The organism is Paenibacillus sp. Pae15 (assembly GCF_024519685.1).
Classification (GTDB): domain Bacteria; phylum Bacillota; class Bacilli; order Paenibacillales; family NBRC-103111; genus Paenibacillus_G; species Paenibacillus_G naphthalenovorans.
The window spans coordinates 82,221-101,913 of the sequence record NZ_JALJRM010000020.1; the positions used below are offsets into that span (position 1 = coordinate 82,221).

The 19,693-nt window shown below is 47.6% G+C and carries 16 protein-coding genes; 12 read left to right on the top strand and 4 right to left on the bottom strand.

Annotation, left to right across the window (positions count from 1 at the left end; genetic code table 11):
* Positions 1-67 precede the first annotated feature (67 nt).
* From NR121_RS16945 to NR121_RS16975, 7 genes are all read left to right on the top strand, one after another.
* Complete coding sequence (locus NR121_RS16945; RefSeq protein ID WP_054818407.1) at positions 68-1,459, top strand: MATE family efflux transporter; 1,392 nt, start codon at positions 68-70, stop codon at positions 1,457-1,459.
* A gap of 190 nt (positions 1,460-1,649) precedes the next feature.
* Positions 1,650-2,699, top strand: a complete 1,050-nt coding sequence (locus tag NR121_RS16950) for a tripartite tricarboxylate transporter substrate binding protein (RefSeq protein ID WP_256831538.1) — start codon at positions 1,650-1,652, stop codon at positions 2,697-2,699.
* A 98-nt stretch (positions 2,700-2,797) separates the two neighbouring features.
* Positions 2,798-3,262, top strand: coding sequence for a tripartite tricarboxylate transporter TctB family protein (locus NR121_RS16955; RefSeq protein WP_054818408.1), 465 nt, complete (start codon positions 2,798-2,800; stop codon positions 3,260-3,262).
* A gap of 31 nt (positions 3,263-3,293) precedes the next feature.
* The gene (locus tag NR121_RS16960) at positions 3,294-4,820 is read left to right on the top strand and encodes a tripartite tricarboxylate transporter permease (protein WP_062408406.1); all 1,527 of its coding nucleotides are present in this window, start codon (positions 3,294-3,296) and stop codon (positions 4,818-4,820) included.
* Between the two features lie 121 nt (positions 4,821-4,941).
* Entirely contained in the window at positions 4,942-6,567 is a 1,626-nt protein-coding gene (locus NR121_RS16965; RefSeq protein WP_256831522.1) for an ATP-binding protein, read from the top strand.
* A gap of 6 nt (positions 6,568-6,573) precedes the next feature.
* A complete protein-coding gene (locus NR121_RS16970) occupies positions 6,574-7,299 on the top strand; it encodes a response regulator (RefSeq protein ID WP_256831524.1) in 726 nt (241 codons plus the stop codon).
* 297 nt (positions 7,300-7,596) lie between these two features.
* Complete coding sequence (locus tag NR121_RS16975) at positions 7,597-7,992, top strand: hypothetical protein (protein ID WP_054818409.1); 396 nt, start codon at positions 7,597-7,599, stop codon at positions 7,990-7,992.
* Between the two features lie 69 nt (positions 7,993-8,061).
* Here NR121_RS16975 and uraA read toward each other — a convergent pair whose 3' ends face one another.
* The 4 genes from uraA to NR121_RS16995 all read right to left on the bottom strand — a co-directional run bounded on the left by uraA (position 8,062) and on the right by NR121_RS16995 (position 13,137).
* Positions 8,062-9,342 carry a uracil permease gene (gene uraA / locus NR121_RS16980; RefSeq protein WP_054818410.1) on the bottom strand — a complete coding sequence of 427 codons (1,281 nt, stop codon included), beginning with the start codon at positions 9,340-9,342 and terminating at the stop codon, positions 8,062-8,064.
* A 111-nt stretch (positions 9,343-9,453) separates the two neighbouring features.
* On the bottom strand, positions 9,454-10,530 hold the full coding sequence (locus NR121_RS16985) for a Ger(x)C family spore germination protein (protein ID WP_256831525.1): 1,077 nt from the start codon (positions 10,528-10,530) through the stop codon (positions 9,454-9,456).
* A gap of 2 nt (positions 10,531-10,532) precedes the next feature.
* On the bottom strand, positions 10,533-11,648 hold the full coding sequence (locus tag NR121_RS16990; RefSeq protein WP_256831527.1) for a GerAB/ArcD/ProY family transporter: 1,116 nt from the start codon (positions 11,646-11,648) through the stop codon (positions 10,533-10,535).
* A 4-nt stretch (positions 11,649-11,652) separates the two neighbouring features.
* Complete coding sequence (locus tag NR121_RS16995) at positions 11,653-13,137, bottom strand: spore germination protein (protein WP_256831528.1); 1,485 nt, start codon at positions 13,135-13,137, stop codon at positions 11,653-11,655.
* A gap of 350 nt (positions 13,138-13,487) precedes the next feature.
* Between NR121_RS16995 and NR121_RS17000 the strand changes: the two genes are divergently transcribed.
* The 5 genes from NR121_RS17000 (at position 13,488) to NR121_RS17020 (ending at position 19,633) form a co-directional block, all read left to right on the top strand.
* The gene (locus NR121_RS17000; RefSeq protein WP_062408400.1) at positions 13,488-14,525 is read left to right on the top strand and encodes a tripartite tricarboxylate transporter substrate binding protein; all 1,038 of its coding nucleotides are present in this window, start codon (positions 13,488-13,490) and stop codon (positions 14,523-14,525) included.
* A gap of 97 nt (positions 14,526-14,622) precedes the next feature.
* A complete protein-coding gene (locus NR121_RS17005; RefSeq protein ID WP_062408399.1) occupies positions 14,623-15,069 on the top strand; it encodes a tripartite tricarboxylate transporter TctB family protein in 447 nt (148 codons plus the stop codon).
* Between the two features lie 21 nt (positions 15,070-15,090).
* Positions 15,091-16,611 carry a tripartite tricarboxylate transporter permease gene (locus tag NR121_RS17010; RefSeq protein ID WP_054818413.1) on the top strand — a complete coding sequence of 507 codons (1,521 nt, stop codon included), beginning with the start codon at positions 15,091-15,093 and terminating at the stop codon, positions 16,609-16,611.
* 129 nt (positions 16,612-16,740) lie between these two features.
* Positions 16,741-18,834 carry a methyl-accepting chemotaxis protein gene (locus NR121_RS17015; RefSeq protein ID WP_256831534.1) on the top strand — a complete coding sequence of 698 codons (2,094 nt, stop codon included), beginning with the start codon at positions 16,741-16,743 and terminating at the stop codon, positions 18,832-18,834.
* Between the two features lie 115 nt (positions 18,835-18,949).
* The gene (locus NR121_RS17020; RefSeq protein WP_054818418.1) at positions 18,950-19,633 is read left to right on the top strand and encodes a GntR family transcriptional regulator; all 684 of its coding nucleotides are present in this window, start codon (positions 18,950-18,952) and stop codon (positions 19,631-19,633) included.
* Positions 19,634-19,693 lie beyond the last annotated feature (60 nt).

Consider the following 19,693-nt stretch of genomic DNA (forward strand, 5'->3'; position numbering starts at 1 on the left):
TATACGAATGCAGCTTCGCCGAAACGGTTTCGGGCGGAAGCTTTTTTATCTTTGGAGGGGGTAGAGCATGTCTAAGGCGATGCCCGTAGAAGCCAATTTGACGGAAGGTCCGATCGGCAAAAGCCTGCTGTTGTTCGCGATGCCGGTGCTGATGGGAAACGTGCTTCAATCATTGAACGGAACGATCAATGCCATTTGGGTTGGCAAATTTTTGGGTGAAAGCGCCTTTGCCGCTGCATCTAACGCCAACAACATCATGTTTTTCCTCTTGAGCTTAGTCTTTGGCGTCGGAATGGCCTCGACCATTCTCATCGGACAGAGCGTAGGGGCCCGTGACGAGGTGCAGGCCAAACGCGTGGTCGGTACCAGCGCCTTGTTTTTTTTGTCGATGGCTCTGCTGATCACCATGGCAGGAGTAGGACTTAGCGCCTCGATTTTGGAGTGGATGCAAACTCCCGTTGATGCGATGACCTATGCCTTGGGTTACCTGCGTATCATTTTTATCGGTATCCCGTTCATGTTTTTCTTTAATTTCATCATGATGATATTACGCGGGGCGGGGGATGCGAAAACGCCATTCTATTTTTTACTGCTTGCCGTATTCCTGGATATCGTGCTCAATCCGCTTTTTATTTTCGGGTTAGGTCCCATACCCCGTATGGAGACAGCAGGCGCAGCGACCGCCACGGTCATTGCTCAATTCGTCAGCTTGTGCGGATTGCTCTTTTATCTGTACCGCAAAAAGCATTTTCTGCGGTTGACCGGGGCCGATCGGCATTACTTGCGGTTCGACAGCCAAATCCTTGGATCGCTGGTGAAGAAGGGAGTTCCCATGGGTCTTCAGTTGATGTTCGTTTCCACCAGCGCCATTGCCATTGTCAATCTGGTCAACAGCTTCGGTTCTGTGGCTACGGCGGCGTTTGGCGCCGCCATGCAGCTGTCTACCTATATCCAAATGCCCGCTATGGCTATCGGTAGTGCGGTATCCGCTTTCGCCGCGCAAAATATCGGTGCCGGCAAGTGGGATCGGGTGCATAAGACGACGTTATTGGGGATACTGCTTAATTTTATGATGACGGGGATGCTGGTGGCGCTCATTTATGTATTCAACCGGCAAGCGCTGCAGCTGTTCCTTCAGGACGAGGCTGCGATAGCTATAGGGATGAATATTAATCATATCACACTGTGGGCTTTTATTCTGTTCGGGATTACCTTCGTCCTTTCAGGTGTCGTCCGTTCAACAGGGGCGGTGATGATTCCGTTGATTACGACATTCCTGGCGCTGTGGTGTATCCGCGTCCCGCTGGCCTATTATCTTGGCCGACAGTACGGATTGGATGCGCTGTGGTGGAGCTTTCCGATCGGATTTTTCGCAGGGATTCTGCTGTCAGCAGGCTACTATATTTGGGGAAACTGGAAGAGCGCCAGCATGCTGGATAAGAAGAAGGCCATAGAGTAATAAGCATCCTCTTGCGTATAACGCAGGAGGATTTTTTATTGTGAACATAATGAACAAAATGGTCTAAATGGGGTTTATTCAACTTATGATCATAAGCTATACGAATGAAAACGCTTGATGCTACAATGACAAAGCAATATGGAAAGCGCTATCATATCGAAAAAGCATATCAGGGAGGTCCTCAAAAATGATGTTAAAAACACTGTCTCGTCGTTCCTGGAAAATGGTACTGGCTGGCGTAATGGCCGTTAGCTTGACTGCATGCGGAAGCGGCTCGGGCACGCCGCAAGCAAGTGAAGGTGGTTCCAAAACCCCCGCGGCATCGAAATATCCGGAAAAGCCGATCATCGTGGTGGCTCCTTCCGGCGCAGGCGGAGGTTGGGACAGGACGGCGAGATCCATAGTCAAAGTGCTTGGCGAAAACAAAATGATCGGCCAATCGATGACGGTGGAGAACAAACCGGGAGGCGGAGGAACGGTATTCATGGCGGAATATGCCACCAAAGATGTGAAAAACAATTACAAGCTGTTCGTCAGCTCTCCTCCGATCCTGATCAACAACTTGAAGAAGGAAGGCAACAGCTCATTCGGCTATAAAGATACTACACCGCTTGCTCAATTGACGAAGGACTACGGAGCTATTGTGGTGTCGGCCGACTCCAAATTTCAGGATATGAAATCTGTTATGGATGCGTTAAAGGCCGATCCGGCGAAGGTGACGATTGCCGGCGGTTCCGCACCGGGATCCATGGACCATTTGGTTGCCGTACTGCCCGCATTTAAATCCGGTATCGATCCGAAACAAGTGAAATATGTGTCTTATGATGGAGGCGGAGAAGCCATGACGGCGCTGCTGGGTAAAAACGCCGACGTCATCGCTACCGATGCTTCCAGTGTAGGCGAATATCTGAAGGCCGGAAAAATCCGGGTGTTGGCCATTGCTTCTCCCGAACGCCTGGGCGGTCTTCTGAAAGATGTTCCGACGCTTAAAGAACAGGGAATCGATGCGGAGTTCAATATCTGGCGCGGTATTTTCGGACCGAAAGAGATGAGCCCGGATGCCCTTGCGTACTGGGACGCAAAGCTGAAAGAACTGAACGATTCGGAAGCCTGGAATAAAGAGCTTCAAGCGAATACCTGGGAAAAAGACTACAAAAACTCCAGCGATTTTAAAGCCTTCCTGGATCAGCAGGAGTCGCTTATTAAAGAGATGCTGACCGCATTGGATATGGCGAAATAAATAAGAAAAGAAATTCATCGATAAGAAGAATGAGACAGCCTGGATCAACGGCTGCTCTCTTCTTCGATCTTTTGGATGGTGCGGGGAGGAAAACACCTATGAACAAAACGTTTGACCGCTCGGCAGGCATTGTATTTTTAGCGATTGGCGCGGCGTTTGCCTTGGGCAGCCGGTCCATATCTTCCAGCGCCTACGGAAGCAACGTCGGGCCATCTATTTTTCCGTTAATTTTAGGCATTATTCTAATGCTGCTTAGTGCAAGATTGATTTATGAAGCCGTCAAATATCCGGCTGCCCAAGATCGTTCTTCAAAGCCTAAGCTTGACTATAAGCGTTTCGGTATTATATTATCCGCAACGATTTTATACGGTCTTTCTATGGAACATATCGGGTACGTCATCAGTACATTTTTATTTTTACTCATCGGGTTCCAAACAATGAAGCGCGACCGGTGGATTTCGGCCATCATTGTATCAGCGCTTTGCTCAGGCGGGGTTTATTATTTATTCGTCGTCGTGCTTCAGGGTACGCTGCCGGGATTCCCTGCTTGGCTGGGACTATAACAGGAGAGCGGCACCTTAGGAGGGAAACATTATGAGCACAATGCAATATTTAATGGACGGCTTTATCACTGCTTTTGCATGGCACAATCTGCTCTTCGCTTTCTTTGGCGTTCTTATCGGCACATCGGTAGGGGTTCTGCCCGGCATCGGACCGATGAGCGGCGTAGCGCTGCTGATCCCTATCACTTCGTCGATTACAGGAGGCATGCCTCCGGATGAAGCGGCAGTAAGCTCGATCATCCTTTTGGCGGGCGTATATTACGGCGCGATGTACGGAGGATCGACGACTTCGATACTGCTGAATACGCCAGGGGAGTCATCATCTGTCGTAACCGCCATCGACGGTTACCAAATGGCCAAACAAGGCCGGGCCGGAGCCGCATTAGCCATCGCGGCGATCGGTTCGTTCGTAGCAGGGATGTTCGCATTGATCGGTCTGATCTTCCTGGCACAACCGCTGTCTGCGGTTGCGATTCGATTCGGGCCTGCCGAATATTTCTCATTAATGATCCTTGGCTTATGTGCAGTTAGCGGTTTAGCCGGAAAATCGATGACCAAGGCCATGATCATGACGATTCTCGGACTATTGCTCGCAACCATCGGTATAGACAATGTATCCGGCGTGGCACGTTTTACGTTCGAACTTCCGGTGTTATATCAAGGTCTGGAATTTCTGACCGTGGCTGTAGGGCTTTTCGCACTGGGAGAAGTGTTCAAGACGATTTTGGAACGGGAGTCCAACGATGGCACCCTTGCCAAAATCAACCGTATCCTGCCGACGAAACAGGACATGAAAGACAGTGCGATGCCCATGGTCCGTTCATCGCTGCTCGGTTTTTTCATCGGCATATTGCCGGGCGCAGGCGCAACACTGGCATCCTTTTTCTCTTATATTATGGAGAAAAAGGTAAGCAAACATCCCGAGAAATTCGGCAAAGGCGCCATTGAAGGCGTAGCTGCACCGGAAACGGCAAATAACGCAGCTGCCGGAGGCGCAATGATTCCGCTGCTGACGCTGGGCATTCCGGGGTCCGGAACGACGGCCATTCTGATGGGCGCATTAATCATGTACAATGTTCAGCCGGGTCCTCTGCTGTTTGAAGAGCATCCCGGAGTGGCTTGGGGCCTGATCGCAAGTATGTTTATCGGTAATCTCATGCTGCTTATTTTAAACATGCCGCTGGTTAGAGTGTTCGCAAAAATTATCGAAACGCCGCCGAAGTATTTGATTCCGGGCATCGTCGCGATTTCGGTGTTCGGTGTCTATGCCGTACAAGCGTCGGTATTTGATTTGATGCTCTTGGTCGGATGCGGACTAGCCGGTTATTGCCTGTCTCGCAATGACTTCCCGTTGGCACCGCTGGTGCTGGGTCTCGTTCTCGGTCCAATGATCGAGAACAATATGCGGCGGGCGCTTACGGGCTCCAATGGCGATTTTATGATTTTCCTGCAGAAGCCGCTTTCTCTGGTATTCCTTCTGCTTGCGCTTCTTTGGATTACGATTCCTCTGCTGCTCAAGATGCGCGGCAAAAAAGTGCTTGTCAACGAAGAAGGATAATCGTATTCTGCTTTTCCGTCCCTTCACTGACTTTAACATCAGTGAGGGGATTTGTTTCGTTCATCGGCTGAATATTGTATGCTAATAATATTATGATCTGCGGAGGGAGAACGAAACGAAAGTGAGGCTGCAAACCAAGCTCATCGTACTCATCTGTTCGCTGCTGTTCACGGTGCTTGTTCTTTTAAGCGTCGTTATTGAATATATGGTGACTTCCTTGTTGAAGGATCAAATCGGCACAAGAGCCTTAAAGGTAGCCGAATCGGTGGCCTCGATTCCGGAAATCAGATATGCTTTCGACTTGCCGGATCCGTCATCCGTCATTCAGCCGATAGCGGAGGACATCCGCTCCAAAACAGGGGCTGAATTCATCGTCATCGGCAACCGAGATGGAATACGCTATTCCCATCCGTACCCCGACCGGATCGGCAAGGAAATGGTCGGGGGAGATAACGGGCCGGTACTGCAGGGGATGTCGATCATTTCTGAAGCCGAAGGCTCGCTTGGCCCTTCGCTGCGGGGCAAAGTACCGATTCACTCCGACAATGGAGATGTGATCGGCATCGTTTCTATCGGTTTTATGATCGATGATATTAATCAATGGGATGACGTCTACCAGCGACAGATTTTTATCATCGCCATTGGCGCGTTGCTGGTTGCGCTAATTGGGGCGGTGATGATCGCCAGAGGGGTCCGCCGATCCATTCACGGATTGGAGCCGGAAGAAATCGGCGCTCTTTATATGGAGAAGAAAGCGATACTCGAATCGATCCGCGAGGCGCTGCTGGCGATAGACAGCAGCGGGCGGATCACCATGGCCAACCAGCAGACACTGCACATCCTTGGTCTGAAGGACGATGCAGAATTGCTGGGAAAACCGATTCAGGACGTCGTACCGACCACCCGGCTGCTGGAGGTCATCCGTACGGGGCAATCCCATTTTGACGAAATGATGCTGATCAACGGACAAGAGGTTGTAGTCAACAGAGTTCCTGTCTTCAACCGGAAACAGGAGGTCATAGGTGCTGTGGCCAGCTTCCGGAATAAGTCCGAATTGTTTCGTTTGGCTGAAGAGCTGTCTCAGGTCAAACGATTTGCAGAAGGACTGAGGGCGCAAACGCACGAATATTCCAATAAGCTTTATGTCATCTCGGGTTTGATTCAGCTCGAATCGTATCAAGAGGCGGTTGAGATGATCTCAAGAGAATCCGACGTCCATCAAAACCTGATTCAGTTCATCATGCGTGAAATTCCCGACCCGGTTATTGGCGGACTTCTCATCGGCAAATATAACCGGGCGCAAGAGTTGAAAATTCAATTTGAAATCGACCGGGAGAGTTCTTTCAGGGATGTACCCGGATGGATTGACAAGGATCTGCTGGTAACCATCATCGGGAATCTGGCGGACAATGCCATGGAAGCTCATCTTGAGCATTCGATCGACGAAGAGAAAAAAGTCACCCTATTTTTGAGCGATCTGGGTGATGATTTAATGATCGAATGTGAAGATAACGGGCCGGGAATCCCGCCGCATTGGTCCGACAGCATATTTGAGAGGGGAGTATCCAGCAAAGAGGGCGAGCACAGGGGCATTGGACTTTCCTTGGTGAAGCACGCTGTGCAAAGGCTTGGAGGAACGATACAGCATGAGCCGTCCGCAGATCACGGAACGATTTTTTTCGTCGTTATTCCTAAACGGAACCCCAATGCAGTCCCCGCAGGCACAGCTTTCGTTACGAAGGAGTGATTTTGGATGGAGAATGAGATGGAGGGACGGTGTCCGATTCAAGTCCTGATTATTGAGGACGATGAACGCATTGCGGAAATCAACCGGCGCTTTGTCGAGAAGGTCGAGGGATTCTCCGTCATCGGAATGGCTACCGATGAGACGCAGGTGGTAGAAATGCTGCAGGTATTGGAGCCGGATCTGGTGCTGCTCGATATTTATTTTCCCGAAACAAACGGACTCGAGCTTCTCCGGATGATCGGACAAGAATTCAGACAAACGGATGTGATTATGATCACCGCGGCCAAGGAAGTAGATGCCGTTCGGGAAGCGATCCGTGGGGGCGTTTTTGATTATATCATGAAGCCTGTTCTGTTTAACCGGATGCGGGAAACCCTGCTGCGTTACCAGACCTTTTACCATACGATCCGTCAGCTTCGGCGGGAAAACGCCCATATCAGTCAGGACGAGATCGATCGCCTGCTTCAAGGCCCGGGAAAAAAAGAAGCACAGGTGGTCGGCGTTTCCCTTCCGAAAGGCATCGACAAGCTTACGCTGGATAAAATCATCGGAGCGATAGCCGAGGCCGACGCACCTTTAACCGCTGAACAAACGGCAAAACTGGTTGGCGTAAGCAGGTCCACCGCCCGTCGATATCTTGAGCATCTGGTTGTCGAAAATAAGCTGAGAGCGGACCTGTCCTACGGAGACGTCGGGCGACCGGAGCGAGTCTATCGAAAGTCTATAAATTAATTACATTAATCATTTAGGACAATAAGTATTTTTTTGCCAAAATGGAAAGCAATTGTATGCCGGCTGAAGGGATCGGTCCCGTTCATTGATGTCGCGCAGCACCAGCTCGTAGAATGCGCACGTCGGGATCTAGTCGTTTCGGCAAAACGAGCCGTTCGCCCGTTTTGCCGAAAGGAACTGTCCACAGGGGTTAGTACTAACATCCCGTTTTGTGGTATGCTAGTTTCATGGCATTATCCAGTATCTTATTCATACGTTCAGGCGATTCCGCAGCAGAAATACGAGGAGGAAGGAACGATGAACGAAAACTTTATTAAGATCAAGGCGCTCGAGGGCGACCTGAAGCTATCCCACAAGAAGCGCGATTTCGGTCTAACGGTATCCACCAAGGAATTGATTTTTCAAAAGCCTCATGCGAATTACCATATTATGCTGGAGGATATCATCAGCATCACTCCGTTTGAACTCCCTGCGGGCTCCCGTCCGGTTCGGCTAAGCACCAGCAAGTCTGTCGGAAGCGAGACCGCAAATATTCAGTCAGGCATGCAGCATTACCGGGTGTATGTAAGAGAAGCGGTGCTGCATAACCGCAGCGGCATCTTCAAGCTGGGCTCGTCCCAATTTATTCTGCCCATTCTGCACGATTTGGTGATAGCCATATCCAAGTACGGCGGATTGGAACCCATCTCGTAATATGGTTTAAATACCAAATACCCTGCAAAGGCATGGCTGCCGCTGCAGGGTATTTTCTTTATTCGGAATTTATTCGCTTGATTCGTTCATCAGCTTCAGCTTTTCCAGCAGTTTAAAGAAGAGGCTGATCAGAATGGCCAGGACAGTCGCGAGCGCCATCCCTTTGAGCGAAAAACTGCCGATCGTCAGGGTGGCTCCGCTGATTCCGATCACAAGGACAATGCTCGTCAAAATCAGATTGCTGGCTTTGGAGTAATCCACTTTGGTTTCGACCAGCATTCGAACTCCGGAGGCCGCGATGACGCCGAACAAGAGGAGAGATACGCCGCCCATGACCGGAACGGGGATGGTACGGATGATTTCGGTGAGCTTGCCGAAAAACGAAAGAATAATGGCAATGACCGCAGCTCCTCCAATCACCCAAGTAGAGTATACGCGGGATATGGCCAAAACGCCGATGTTCTCGCCGTATGTCGTATTCGGCGTGGAGCCGACGAAGCCGGAGAGGATCGTCGAAATCCCGTTGCCGAGCAAGGAACGATCCAGTCCCGGGTCTTTCGATAAGTCTTTTCCGACGATGTTGCCGGTCACAATCAGATGCCCGATATGCTCTGCTATAACGACAAGCGCGGCCGGTGCAATAATGATGATGGCCGAGAGGTTAAACTGCGGGAAATAAAAGTGCGGCGCTGCAACGATATCCGCTTCCGCAACTGCTCCAAATTGAACAAAGCCCATAAACCAAGCGAGAATGTAGCCGCAGATAATGCCGACAAGAATCGGAATGATCTTCAGAAAGCCCCGGAATACAACGGAGCCTACAATCGTAATGAGCAATGTGAAGGAAGAGACGATGATCGCTTTAGGATCAGGCGACCATTCCGCAACGTCAGCCGGTTTGATGAAGCCTGCCATTTCGGCAGCTACCGGTACCAGCTCCAGTCCGATAACGGTGACGATGGCACCCATGGCTGCAGGCGGAAAAACGATGTCCAACCAGCGGGTTCCCACTCTGCTGATTAATAAAGCAACCAAGGTGAAAATAATCCCGGATGCAATAAATCCTCCAAGAGCCGCTTCATAAGGCAGCCCCGCTGACAAAACAGCAAATACAGGAGACAAAAAGGCAAAACTGGAGCCGAGATAGGCCGGTATTTTCCCTTTGCAAAGCCAAAGATACAGCAATGTTCCGATTCCGTTCATCAGCAGTATCGTGGCCGGGTCCACTTCAAACAGGAAGGGGACAAGCACGGTTGCGCCGAACATGGCGAATAAATGCTGGAGACTGAGCGGCAAGCTCTGCAGCAGCGGCAGGCGCTCATGAACCCCGATTTCTTTAGGTTGCTTCAAAACAATACACTCCTTGACGGTCCTGGTTAATGTACAAACACCTCAACTATCTTATCAAATTTCGGCCAAAATGCCATCCTTTTTTTGCACCTTGGCACTCCAAGGCTGTATTTAGCGGTTCATTCTCTTTATGGGTTGAAAATCGATCCGATATTCGACGTTAATCTTCATTCTGGGCCAATAAGAAGACCATTCTTTATTGCTTATAGGCCGGGAAAAGGGACGAAGGGTAAGTTTCCCCACCCCTATAGGGTCAACATTCCATTTTTGTAATTGATTCAGAAACATGATCGTATGCTTTTTCATAAAAGTTTCTATCTCTTCATTAAGGCTCAAATAGTCTTCCGTTATAGACATATTTTTGTCCCCGCGGTATTCTTCGATTCTTCCTTGCAGATTCACCTGGATGGACATGGCCGAGAAATCCTTATTAAAATGAATTTGTGTTTTGGAGCGAACCTGACCTATACTTACAGCTAAATCGGGTATAGAAAGGTTTTTGAGGTAGTAATCGTTGCTGATCAATTGAAAAATTTGATCATATAGCTTGTCGATGCTTCCTACAAGCTTGTCCTCTTGAAAAAAAGCTGTTCCTTTATATATGAAATTGTCTTTACCAACCTTGAATACAGGCAGGAAAGGATCCGTGTAGGGAGAGTACAGTCGATTTTTGAATTCATGTAAATTCACGATGCTCATTTCACCTTGATGCCTATCCTCGTAATGCTTGAACATGCGATAAAGAAAAAAATCAAGGTGGGCTTGCTTGTTTATCTGGCCCTTGATGTAGTCTTCAAAACTTCCCTCTACTACGGCCACATAAAGGCGTTGAGAAATATCGGGATCGTTTAACAATGTATCTATAAGGGTGAGAGTTCCTTTTTTGGCAAGATTTTTATTGATTAATACCATCCGAAGCTGACCGGATTTAAACTCCCGATAATAAATTAAATTAAATTCCTTTCCCCCTTGCTTGAGCAGTTTCACCTGCTTACTCAGCAGACGCTTTTTTTCATTGATTAACGGAGGAACCAATGTACTGATTTTTAGCATTCCTTCTTCACCTTCATTGAAAGACCAAAAAACCACAGGGGCTATTTCTTCAATCGTATTGTTCTCTACAAACGGTGAACATCCCGTTGTGAACAACAGAGCTATTAGCAAACACCTCTTGATCCGCATCATCATACTTAGACACGCCCCTTTAATTTGCCGGCAACCACAAGGATGGCCGGAACCAGTAAGTAGGATAATGCACTCAAGCATACCTCCAGGATGAGTCCGATGCTATGCTCGGTTCCTTCCTGCCAGAATGACACATTGGCGATGAGCAAACATAGACAAATGAACATACAACTAGCATAAAAGCCCGTTCGGGTAGGCGGCTTATCCTGCTTCCCGAGCATGATTCGGGTAGCTCCGTAAAAAAAGAGAATAAAGATGGCAGCGACGAATACGAAATGAAAGAGGTTAAAGGAAATCAAAATCATATCGATCCGCTCAAACACAGGGGATTCCAGATAACGGATCATATTCACTACCGGAAACTCACTTTTGCTCAAATAATTGGAGCCATAAAAAAATAAAGCGGCTGCAAATATAATGACATATTCCAGAACGGAAAGCGCATTCGCGGCGAATACATATCTAAACAGCTTAGGGCCTTTGTCCAGCCATGGAAGCAAACAAACCAAGTATTCGGGACCTGACAAAGCCGACCATATGAACAACAAGCCTTTCCAGGAGTCCATGGACCAGTTTGTCGGTATGAGGGGATATAGATCGTAAAGCGAAGCAACCGGCGGTATGAAAAAAGGAACAAAAAATAAAATGATCCAAAATGAAGCTAGAAAAGTGATCACAACAAATCGTATTACTTTTTCCATTCCCGTAACGGCTAAATAGCAGCTAATGGAAAAAGCAAACAAAATCAACCAATATATGTTCATAGAGGGGAAAACGAAATAATGGATCACTTCCACATAACTGAGTGTGATCACCGTAATTTTGACTAGAATGAGAACCCAACCGACCAAAGCAAACATACGAACCGTCCGTTCGCCAAAAAGCTGAACAAAGCCGTGATAATCCTTTGGAGACGTATCCGAGGAGAACCATTTGGAAAGAAGGGTCAGATTGATTTGTGATAATATACCCATGACAATGATCCCCCAAATCATATAGGAATGAATCAAATACATGGGAAGCATTAAAGCAAAGTAAAGCAGCTGCAACCGGTTTACGATAAGCATGGCATATATACCGCCATTGGCGGACGATTTTTCAAATATGGAAAATTCTCTCAAATGATCATCTCCTCCGCCAATATCGCCGTTTATCCAAAGGCTTCAACGAATCAGGACGGGTTTTCATATATGGCAAGGGCCCTCGAATAAAAAGATCCATCCATTCTCCCGCGTGAAATGGAGCTACAGGTGAAAAGTAAGGTTGTTTAAGTGAAGTAAGCCCATTCAGATGGATAAGTAAAGCGATGAACCCTATCGCTATTCCAAAAATCCCGAGAAAGGCTGAAAGCACAAGTAAAATAAACTGGATGAGCGTGTTTGATTTGGTCATCAGATAATTGGGAACCAAAAAAGAAGCAATCGACGAAATCCCGACTAACACGATTAACACTTTACTGGCGAATCCCGCTTGTACTGCGGCTTGTCCTATCACGATACCTCCAATGACTCCCAAGGTCTGACCCGATTTCGTCGGCATCCGCAAGCTGGCCTCTTTGATGATCTCCAGGGTGATCAGCATCAGAAACGATTCCCAAAAGGGGGTAAACGGCAATTTACTTCTGGACTCCAGCAGAACGAAAAGAATTTGCAGCGGCAGCATCTGATAATGATGGGTAGATAGCGCCACATAGAGCGGGATCAATGTGATGGCTAGAAAAAAGCTCAAATATCGGATGCACCGAAAAAAGCTGGCCACCATCCAGCGGTTGATATAATCCTCGGGGGATTGAAAAAGATGAAAAAAAGTAATGGGCGCGATAATCGCAAACGGTGTATTGTCTACCAGGATAATCAATTTGCCAAGCCCTAAAGAATAAGCGCATGCATCCGGCCTGTCGGTTTGCATATACTGTGGAAAGACGCTGTGCGTATGATCATCCATGAAAGCGGTCACGTTGGATGACTCAAGGATCAAATCAAAATCGATATTGGATAATTTGCTTCTTGTAGTGGAAATAAATTCAGGATTGGTCAAACCTTCAACATAGATCATAACGATCTTTGTTTTACTTAGATAACCTATGGAAAACATCTCTGTCTTTAGTTTTGCTATGGGCATGCGTCTGCGAAGCATGGTGATATTTTGCTCTATTTGTTCGCTGAAGCTATCTTTTGGACCATAGATAATGGTTTCCGTCTCCGAAGGTTCTATAGCTCGACTTAACGGATTCTGAAGAGGAACAGACCACCATTGATTAATGGATGAATCATGTACAAGGACGAAACCTTGTAAAAGCAGATTATGCGCCTCGAGTAACGTACCTACAGCCGACGCATTGATGTCTGCAATACAATCATAGACTGTCTCCTGGGAACAACGATAGATCGGTTCGATAATGGCTTCATTCAAACGTCCTTGGTCGATCAACGTTCTTATGTATACAATATCTACCTTCTGGTCTCGGGTTGTTTGCCGTTCAATGAATTCCGCATCATACATGTTATCCAGCATTTGTCTTAAGGCATCGATGGTTAGAACCGTTTCCTGAAGATCGTCAGGTTGCTCATGAACGTTTCTGCCCGCAGCCCTTTTCCAAAATTTGAACATAGCATCTCACCTAAAGAATTTATTGTCTTTCCATTTATGTGAAGATTATTTCATTTACCGGATTTATTATGAACCGTTGGACTTCATTTCATCCAAAGCAAAAATTACGCATCAATGAATAGAGCAATCCTTTCATTTTCCAACGTTAATTTTTTTATAAATGGAAAGTCGTTATTAGAATCCAATGAGAACCGGTTTTTGAACAAATAGGACACAAAGACCAAAATGACCAAAAGAACCAATATGGTCGAAAGATTGTATTCTTTCTTTAATCCCACTATGATGAGTCTATAACTGAAAACGCTTACTGTAAGCGATTTTCTTTATAAAATGTATAGGGGGAATTCCATGTGAAGAAAAAATCGTTTGGCGGTATTCTGGCAACGGCTTTATTGGCGGTAGCTGTAGCCGGGTGCGGCTCGGCCCCAGCCTCGAAAGGCCCTTCGGGCGGTGGTGCTGCTGCGCCTGTTAAAGAAGAACCGAAATACCCAACGAAGCAAATTGAAATCACCGTACCCTTTGCGGCTGGCGGCGGAACGGATATTTTCGCAAGAGCCATGAGTGATTATTTGAGCAAGGAATGGGGCCAGCCGGTGATTGTCGTTAACAAACCGGGTGCAGGCGGTGCAACAGGCACTCAAGCGGTTTTGAAGCAAGGATCGAAGGACGGATATTCCGTAGTGACTCAGAGTGTTTCCGCTGTAACGGGATTATTGGCAGGTGTTCCGAACTTGCCGTTCACAATTGATGATTATCAGTTTATTGCGAAAACGACCAATGACCCGCTGGCTTTTGTCGTGAAGGCCGACGCTCCCTGGAACACAATTGAAGAGCTGAATGACTGGGTCAAGAAAAATCCGGACAAGCTTACCTTTGCAAGCAATGGTCCTACGGCCATCGCAACCTTCGGCGTCATCCAGTGGCTGGATAGCATCGGCGGAGATTTTTCCAAAGCTAAGCTGATCGTCACCAATGGCGCTGGCGATGCGCTTCCCAAGGTTGCCGGCGGGCACATCACCCTTGGCGTTCAAGGGGTAAGTGAAGTCAATAATCTGGTTAAGGCAGGCAAGCTGAAAATACTGGCTATCGCCTCGGATAAACGCAGCGAATTCTTCCCGGATGCTCCGACTATGGAGGAAAAAGGGATAAAGGGAATCACCGCATCGTTCTGGGTAGGGGTTGCTATGCCGAAAGGCGTTCCGGATTATGTTGTGAAGAAATGGGAAACCACCATTGAAAAAATGCAGCAGGATCCTGCGTTCCAGGAAAAGCTGAAGTCGATGAGCGTTCAAGGCGCATATTTGAATGCTGCTGATTATGAAAAATACGTAAAAGAAGAAACGGAACTCTTCACGAAAATTGTAAAAGATAAGGGACTCATCAAGTAATCGATAGGAAAAACAATCTCCTCCTTTTGTTGGTAAACCGACAGAAGGAGGAGATTGCAAGGTAACGGGTCAAATCCAAACAGAAGGGGGAGAGTACATGCTGTCTGATCGTGTTGGGGGCATCATCAGCATTATATTCGGGAGCATCGCAATGTCGGAAGCGATTCGCTTGTTTCCGGCACGAATGGATACATTCGTCGGGGATCATACGATGCCGGGGATTGTTGGCGGCGCATTAATCTTGTTAGGTCTGCTGTTGGTTTTCTTTGTAAAGGGTGAAAGCTTTAAGGTAGAATTTCCGGACCGTGTTATCATGAAAAGCATGCTTCTCGCCTTAGGTTTATTGTTCGCTTATTGGTTTGCCATTCAATATTTGGGCTATGTGATCAGTACTTTATTGGTTTCTATAGGTTTGTTTAAAGTGCTTGGTTTTTTCAGTTTGGCCAAATCGGCGATTTACGCAACGATTTTAACTACGATTTTTTATTTCCTTTTCATTTTTTGGCTCGGAATGCCATTCCCGACGGGAATATTCAATATATAAAGAAGGGGTGAAACATGAACAATGGAAGCATTAAACATGCTTTTACACGGATTTGCAGAAGCGGTTACACCCCTTAACCTTGCGATGGCCATATTGGGCGCACTTGTAGGAACGTTAGTCGGGATGCTGCCGGGTCTCGGACCTACTTCCGCCATCGCCATTTTGCTGCCTTTAACAACGGTGCTCGGCCCGGTAGAAGGAATTATCATGTTAGCGGGAATCTATTATGGAGCCATGTATGGCGGCTCAACGACGGCGATTCTGCTTAACATTCCAGGAGAGGTTTCATCGGTGCCGACCTGTTTGGACGGTTATCCGCTGGCCAAGCAGGGAAAAGGCGGTCCGGCGCTCGGCATCGCTGCAATCGGTTCTTTCGTGGCCGGAACCATGGGGGTGATCGGACTTGTCTTCTTTGCTCCGATCCTTGCAGACCAGGCGTTAAAGTTCGGTCCGCCGGAATATTTTGCATTGATGTTGTTGGCGCTTACGGTCATTGTAAACTTGGCGGGCAATTCCATTATTAAGGGATTAATCATGGGACTCTTCGGTTATTTGTTCTCCATGGGGGGAATGGGGCCTTCCGGAGGTCAGATGCGGTTTACGTTTGGAAGCGATACGTTATCGGCTGGCATTGATATGATCAGCGTCATTATCGGGCTATTCGCCATCACCGAGGTCATTAAGGGGATGGAAGAAAGGAGCGGCGCCATTGCTCCGGGCAAAATCGGCAGCGTATATCCGAGTTTTGCGGACCTGAAGAAAAGTTACAAAGCGATGTTCCGGGGAGGATTTATCGGTTTTGTCCTCGGCTTATTACCCGGATGCTCCACTGCGGTTACGACCTTTCTGGCTTATGACGTAGAAAAGAAAGTGTCCAAGCACCCGGAACAATTCGGCAAAGGGGCGATTGAAGGGGTGGCAGCACCGGAGTCGGCCAACAATGCGACCAGCTCTTCCGGCTTTATCCCGCTTTTTGCTCTGGGTATTCCCAGTTCTCCGCCGCTTGCCGTTCTGCTCGCCGGCTTGATGATCTACGGACTTCAGCCGGGGCCGGTTTTGTTCGAACAAAGCGGAGGCTTCGTTTGGACGATTATCGCGAGTATGTTTATCGGTAATGTGATGCTGCTTGTACTCAATTTGCCGTTAGTTGGATTATGGGCAAAACTGACTACCGTACCATACGGTGTGATGGCTCCTGTTATCCTCGTATTAAGTATTATTGGGGCTTATACGGTAAGAAATAGTTTGTTCGATGTGTTCATGGCATTAGTTTTCGGCGCAGTCGGATACTTCTTGCAAAAATACCGTTGGCCGGTGGTTCCTCTGATCTTATGCTTTATTCTTGGGCCGATGTTCGAGCAGTCCTTTGTTCAATCCATGTCGATGTCGTCAGGCGATTTCTCCATTTTCTTTACACGTCCGATATCGTTGAGCATTCTGATCATGGCGTTCGTACTTCTCTTTGTTTCGCTGATCCTGATCCGGCGTACCAAACAACGGGTAAAAGCCGCGGTCGGTTCTGAGGTGGATATTTCCGGATAGATCTGCACAAATATAATAAACTTCAAAAAAAGGGAATTCACTACCTGAAGGACTTGGTTATCCAATTGATTTAACCATCTCAAGAAGGTTGAATTCCCATTTTTTTTGAGTTAAACAGGATGGTGCCTAATGTTCAAAAAAGCATGGAGTTCTATCATCTCATTGGATCGGAATAACCGTAAGCAGACGTTCGTTATAACGAAGAAAAACCCGATGAAATCCGTCGGTATGAAATTGTTTTTGATCTTTTTTGCCAGCGTTGTCGTTTTGGTTGTCGCCATGGGAGCGTCATCGTATTTTATTTCCAAAAACGTGATTCAGGAAAAGGTAGCAGATGCGTCGTTACAGACGATTGTTCAAACCAGCCGCAAGCTCGATATTTTGTACAATTCGTTTGAGGATATTTTCAAACAGGCATTGTTCGACAGCGATTTAAAATTACTCATTCTCAAGTATTATTCGGCGCCTGAAGGTTCTTTCGATCAGATGGAAATCGGCAGCCAAATCATAGCACAGATATCCGCATTATCCAACGCCGATACGATGTATGCCATCAGTCTGCTTGACAAGAACGGAAAAGCGATCGTTACAACAGGGAACCCGCCGAATACGGAGGTTACCGATACGGATTGGTTTAAAAAAGTATCGTCTGCCGCTGAGGGCGTTCCGGTTTGGCTGGAAACCCGAAACGACGGTTTTTTCGGAACACAAGGGGTGAAATCCTTTGCGCTAGCCGGTATCCTGCCGGATATTTCAGGCGGTCAGGATCATGCGATAGTGCTGTTTGAATACAAGTACAGCGTATTTCAGAATGAAATGAATGACGTGAAGATGGGGGAAACCGGATTCGCTGCGATTGTCAGCCCGGATCACCGAATGGTGTATGATCCTAATGAAGAGCTTGTAGGTTCCGGTTCCAAGGTGGCCGTCAATTTGGATCAGGCTCAATATTCCGATATTGTGGTTGATCCGTCGGGCGAAAGTCAACTCGTTGTATATCAGCAGTCGTCAAAAACAGGCTGGTATACGCTTGGAAGCGTTCCGATGAATGAATTGTTGGCGGAAACCAAAAAAATCTCCGGAATAACGGTTTTGATGACATTGATTGCGGCATTGGTGGCTTGCGGCATCGGGTATCTGGTTGTTCGGATCATTGCCCGTCCGTTGGTCGAACTCCGAAACCTGATGAAGGAAGGGGAACGGGGAAATCTTGTCGTTCGCTGTACAGTGAACAGCCGGGATGAAATCGGCGAGCTTGCACAAAGCTTTAACCAGATGATGGAACAAATCACGTTATTGGTCCAGCAAACGAATCGCTCCGCCCAAGAGGTGTTGTCCACCTCAAGCGAACTTTCAGAGGCTGCCAGGAAAACGGCGGCATCGGCCAAAGAAATTGCCGTGGCTACAGAAGAAATCGCCGGTGGAGCCGGCAGCTTAGCGGTCGAGGCCGAACGCGGAAGCGACATCATACAAACGATCGGCAAGCAAATGGAGCAGGTTGTTGAGGTTAATAAAGATATGGTCAACTCAGCGACACAGGTGCAGCAAGCTAGTAAACAAGGAACGGAATATATGGTCGAGCTGATCTCCAAGACGAACTCTACCGAACAAATGACTCGTTCCCTAATTGAAAAAGTGGATCATTTAAAGGAAAGCACGCGTTCCATTCGAAAAATATTGGATGTATTACATAATGTAACCAAGCAAACCAACATCTTGTCGCTCAATGCTGCGATTGAAGCGGCAAGAGCCGGAGCCGCAGGCAAGGGATTCATGGTCGTGGCTGACGAAATCCGCAAGCTGGCGGATCAATCCAAACAATCCATCGACGTGGTAGGGCAGATCATCGAGACGATTCAAAGCGAAATCGATGAGACGGTATCGGTGCTGTCGACCGCTTATCCGTTGTTCCAAGAACAGATCGCATCCGTCAAGGAAGCGGATACGCTGTTCAATCAGGTGCAGGAGCACATGGACGGCTTTGTTCAGAAGCTGACGGACGTATCTTTATCGATCAACCGACTGGATGAATCGCAATACGCGCTCAGCGCTGCGATTCATAATGTCAGTGCTGTAGCAGAGCAGTCGTCGGCAACGACGGAGGAGGTCGCATCACTCAGTCATGGGCAGACCCATATCAGCGAGGAACTCGTCAGGTTGTCCGAGAAGCTTGAGAGCTTGTCCGATTCATTGGAGGCGGCTTTAACGAAATTCCGGGTTTAAGGGCTCCTGAGCATGCGAAGCCGGGAGGTTCATGGGATTCAGACATTGACTTCGTTGAGGGCATTCATTACATTTATACCTATACTGATGCCGACAGAAAAAGAAGGTGAAATGAATGGAGTCCTATTCCGTCGAGAAGCCCATGCCCTATTATGATCAACTGTACCATGCGATCAAAAAAATGATTTTTGACGGTATATACAAACCGGGAGACCGAATTGTGGAGTCCAGGCTGGCCAAGGAAATGAATGTCAGCAGAAGTCCGATCCGGGAAGCGATCCGGGCCCTGGAAAAAGAAGGGTTGGTCATCATTGACGACAAATCGCGGATCATCGTTTATAAGCCGACGGTAAAGGACGTTGAGGATATTTATCAATGCCGTATGGCGCTTGAGGCGCTTGCTGTCCGTGTGGCTGTTCAAAAAGCGACGGATGAGGAATTGAAGCAGATCGAAGAGACGCTGAGGTTAACCAAATCAAAAATTGAACAGCCCCATGGATACGATAAGGACGAAGTGATCCGGTTAAACGAACAATACCATCATCTGATTATCCGGTTCAGCCGGAATGACCGTTTACAAAAACAATTAAACGACTTGAGATCCTTGATGTTTCTATACCGGATCATGAATTTCCAGGGCGAAGCCCGCGATTGGACGATTTATAACCAGCACGCGGAAATCTATGAGTATATGAAGCAGCGTAACGAAGAAGAAGCGTCAAGCGCCATGATACGCCACTTGACGGCCGATTATCAGCATTTGATTCAAGTTCTCGGAAATTCCGGCGGGTCACTTTAAAAAAACTACGGCGGCATGAATAACTAACAGGATCTTCCTAACGGTTTGTCGAAGTAATTA

Bases quoted from the DNA above. Each gene is read 5' to 3' on its own strand.
- NR121_RS17010 (WP_054818413.1), top strand. From the start codon at position 15,091: ATGGAAGCATTAAACATGCTTTTACACGGATTTGCAGAAGCGGTTACA.
- NR121_RS17005 (WP_062408399.1), top strand. From the start codon at position 14,623: ATGCTGTCTGATCGTGTTGGGGGCATCATCAGCATTATATTCGGGAGC.
- NR121_RS16945 (WP_054818407.1), top strand. From the start codon at position 68: ATGTCTAAGGCGATGCCCGTAGAAGCCAATTTGACGGAAGGTCCGATC.
- NR121_RS16975 (WP_054818409.1), top strand. From the start codon at position 7,597: ATGAACGAAAACTTTATTAAGATCAAGGCGCTCGAGGGCGACCTGAAG.
- NR121_RS16955 (WP_054818408.1), top strand. From the start codon at position 2,798: ATGAACAAAACGTTTGACCGCTCGGCAGGCATTGTATTTTTAGCGATT.
- NR121_RS16950 (WP_256831538.1), top strand. From the start codon at position 1,650: ATGTTAAAAACACTGTCTCGTCGTTCCTGGAAAATGGTACTGGCTGGC.
- NR121_RS16995 (WP_256831528.1), bottom strand. From the start codon at position 13,137: ATGTTCAAATTTTGGAAAAGGGCTGCGGGCAGAAACGTTCATGAGCAA.
- NR121_RS17020 (WP_054818418.1), top strand. From the start codon at position 18,950: ATGGAGTCCTATTCCGTCGAGAAGCCCATGCCCTATTATGATCAACTG.
- NR121_RS16970 (WP_256831524.1), top strand. From the start codon at position 6,574: ATGGAGAATGAGATGGAGGGACGGTGTCCGATTCAAGTCCTGATTATT.
- NR121_RS16985 (WP_256831525.1), bottom strand. From the start codon at position 10,530: ATGATGATGCGGATCAAGAGGTGTTTGCTAATAGCTCTGTTGTTCACA.
- NR121_RS17015 (WP_256831534.1), top strand. From the start codon at position 16,741: ATGTTCAAAAAAGCATGGAGTTCTATCATCTCATTGGATCGGAATAAC.
- NR121_RS16960 (WP_062408406.1), top strand. From the start codon at position 3,294: ATGAGCACAATGCAATATTTAATGGACGGCTTTATCACTGCTTTTGCA.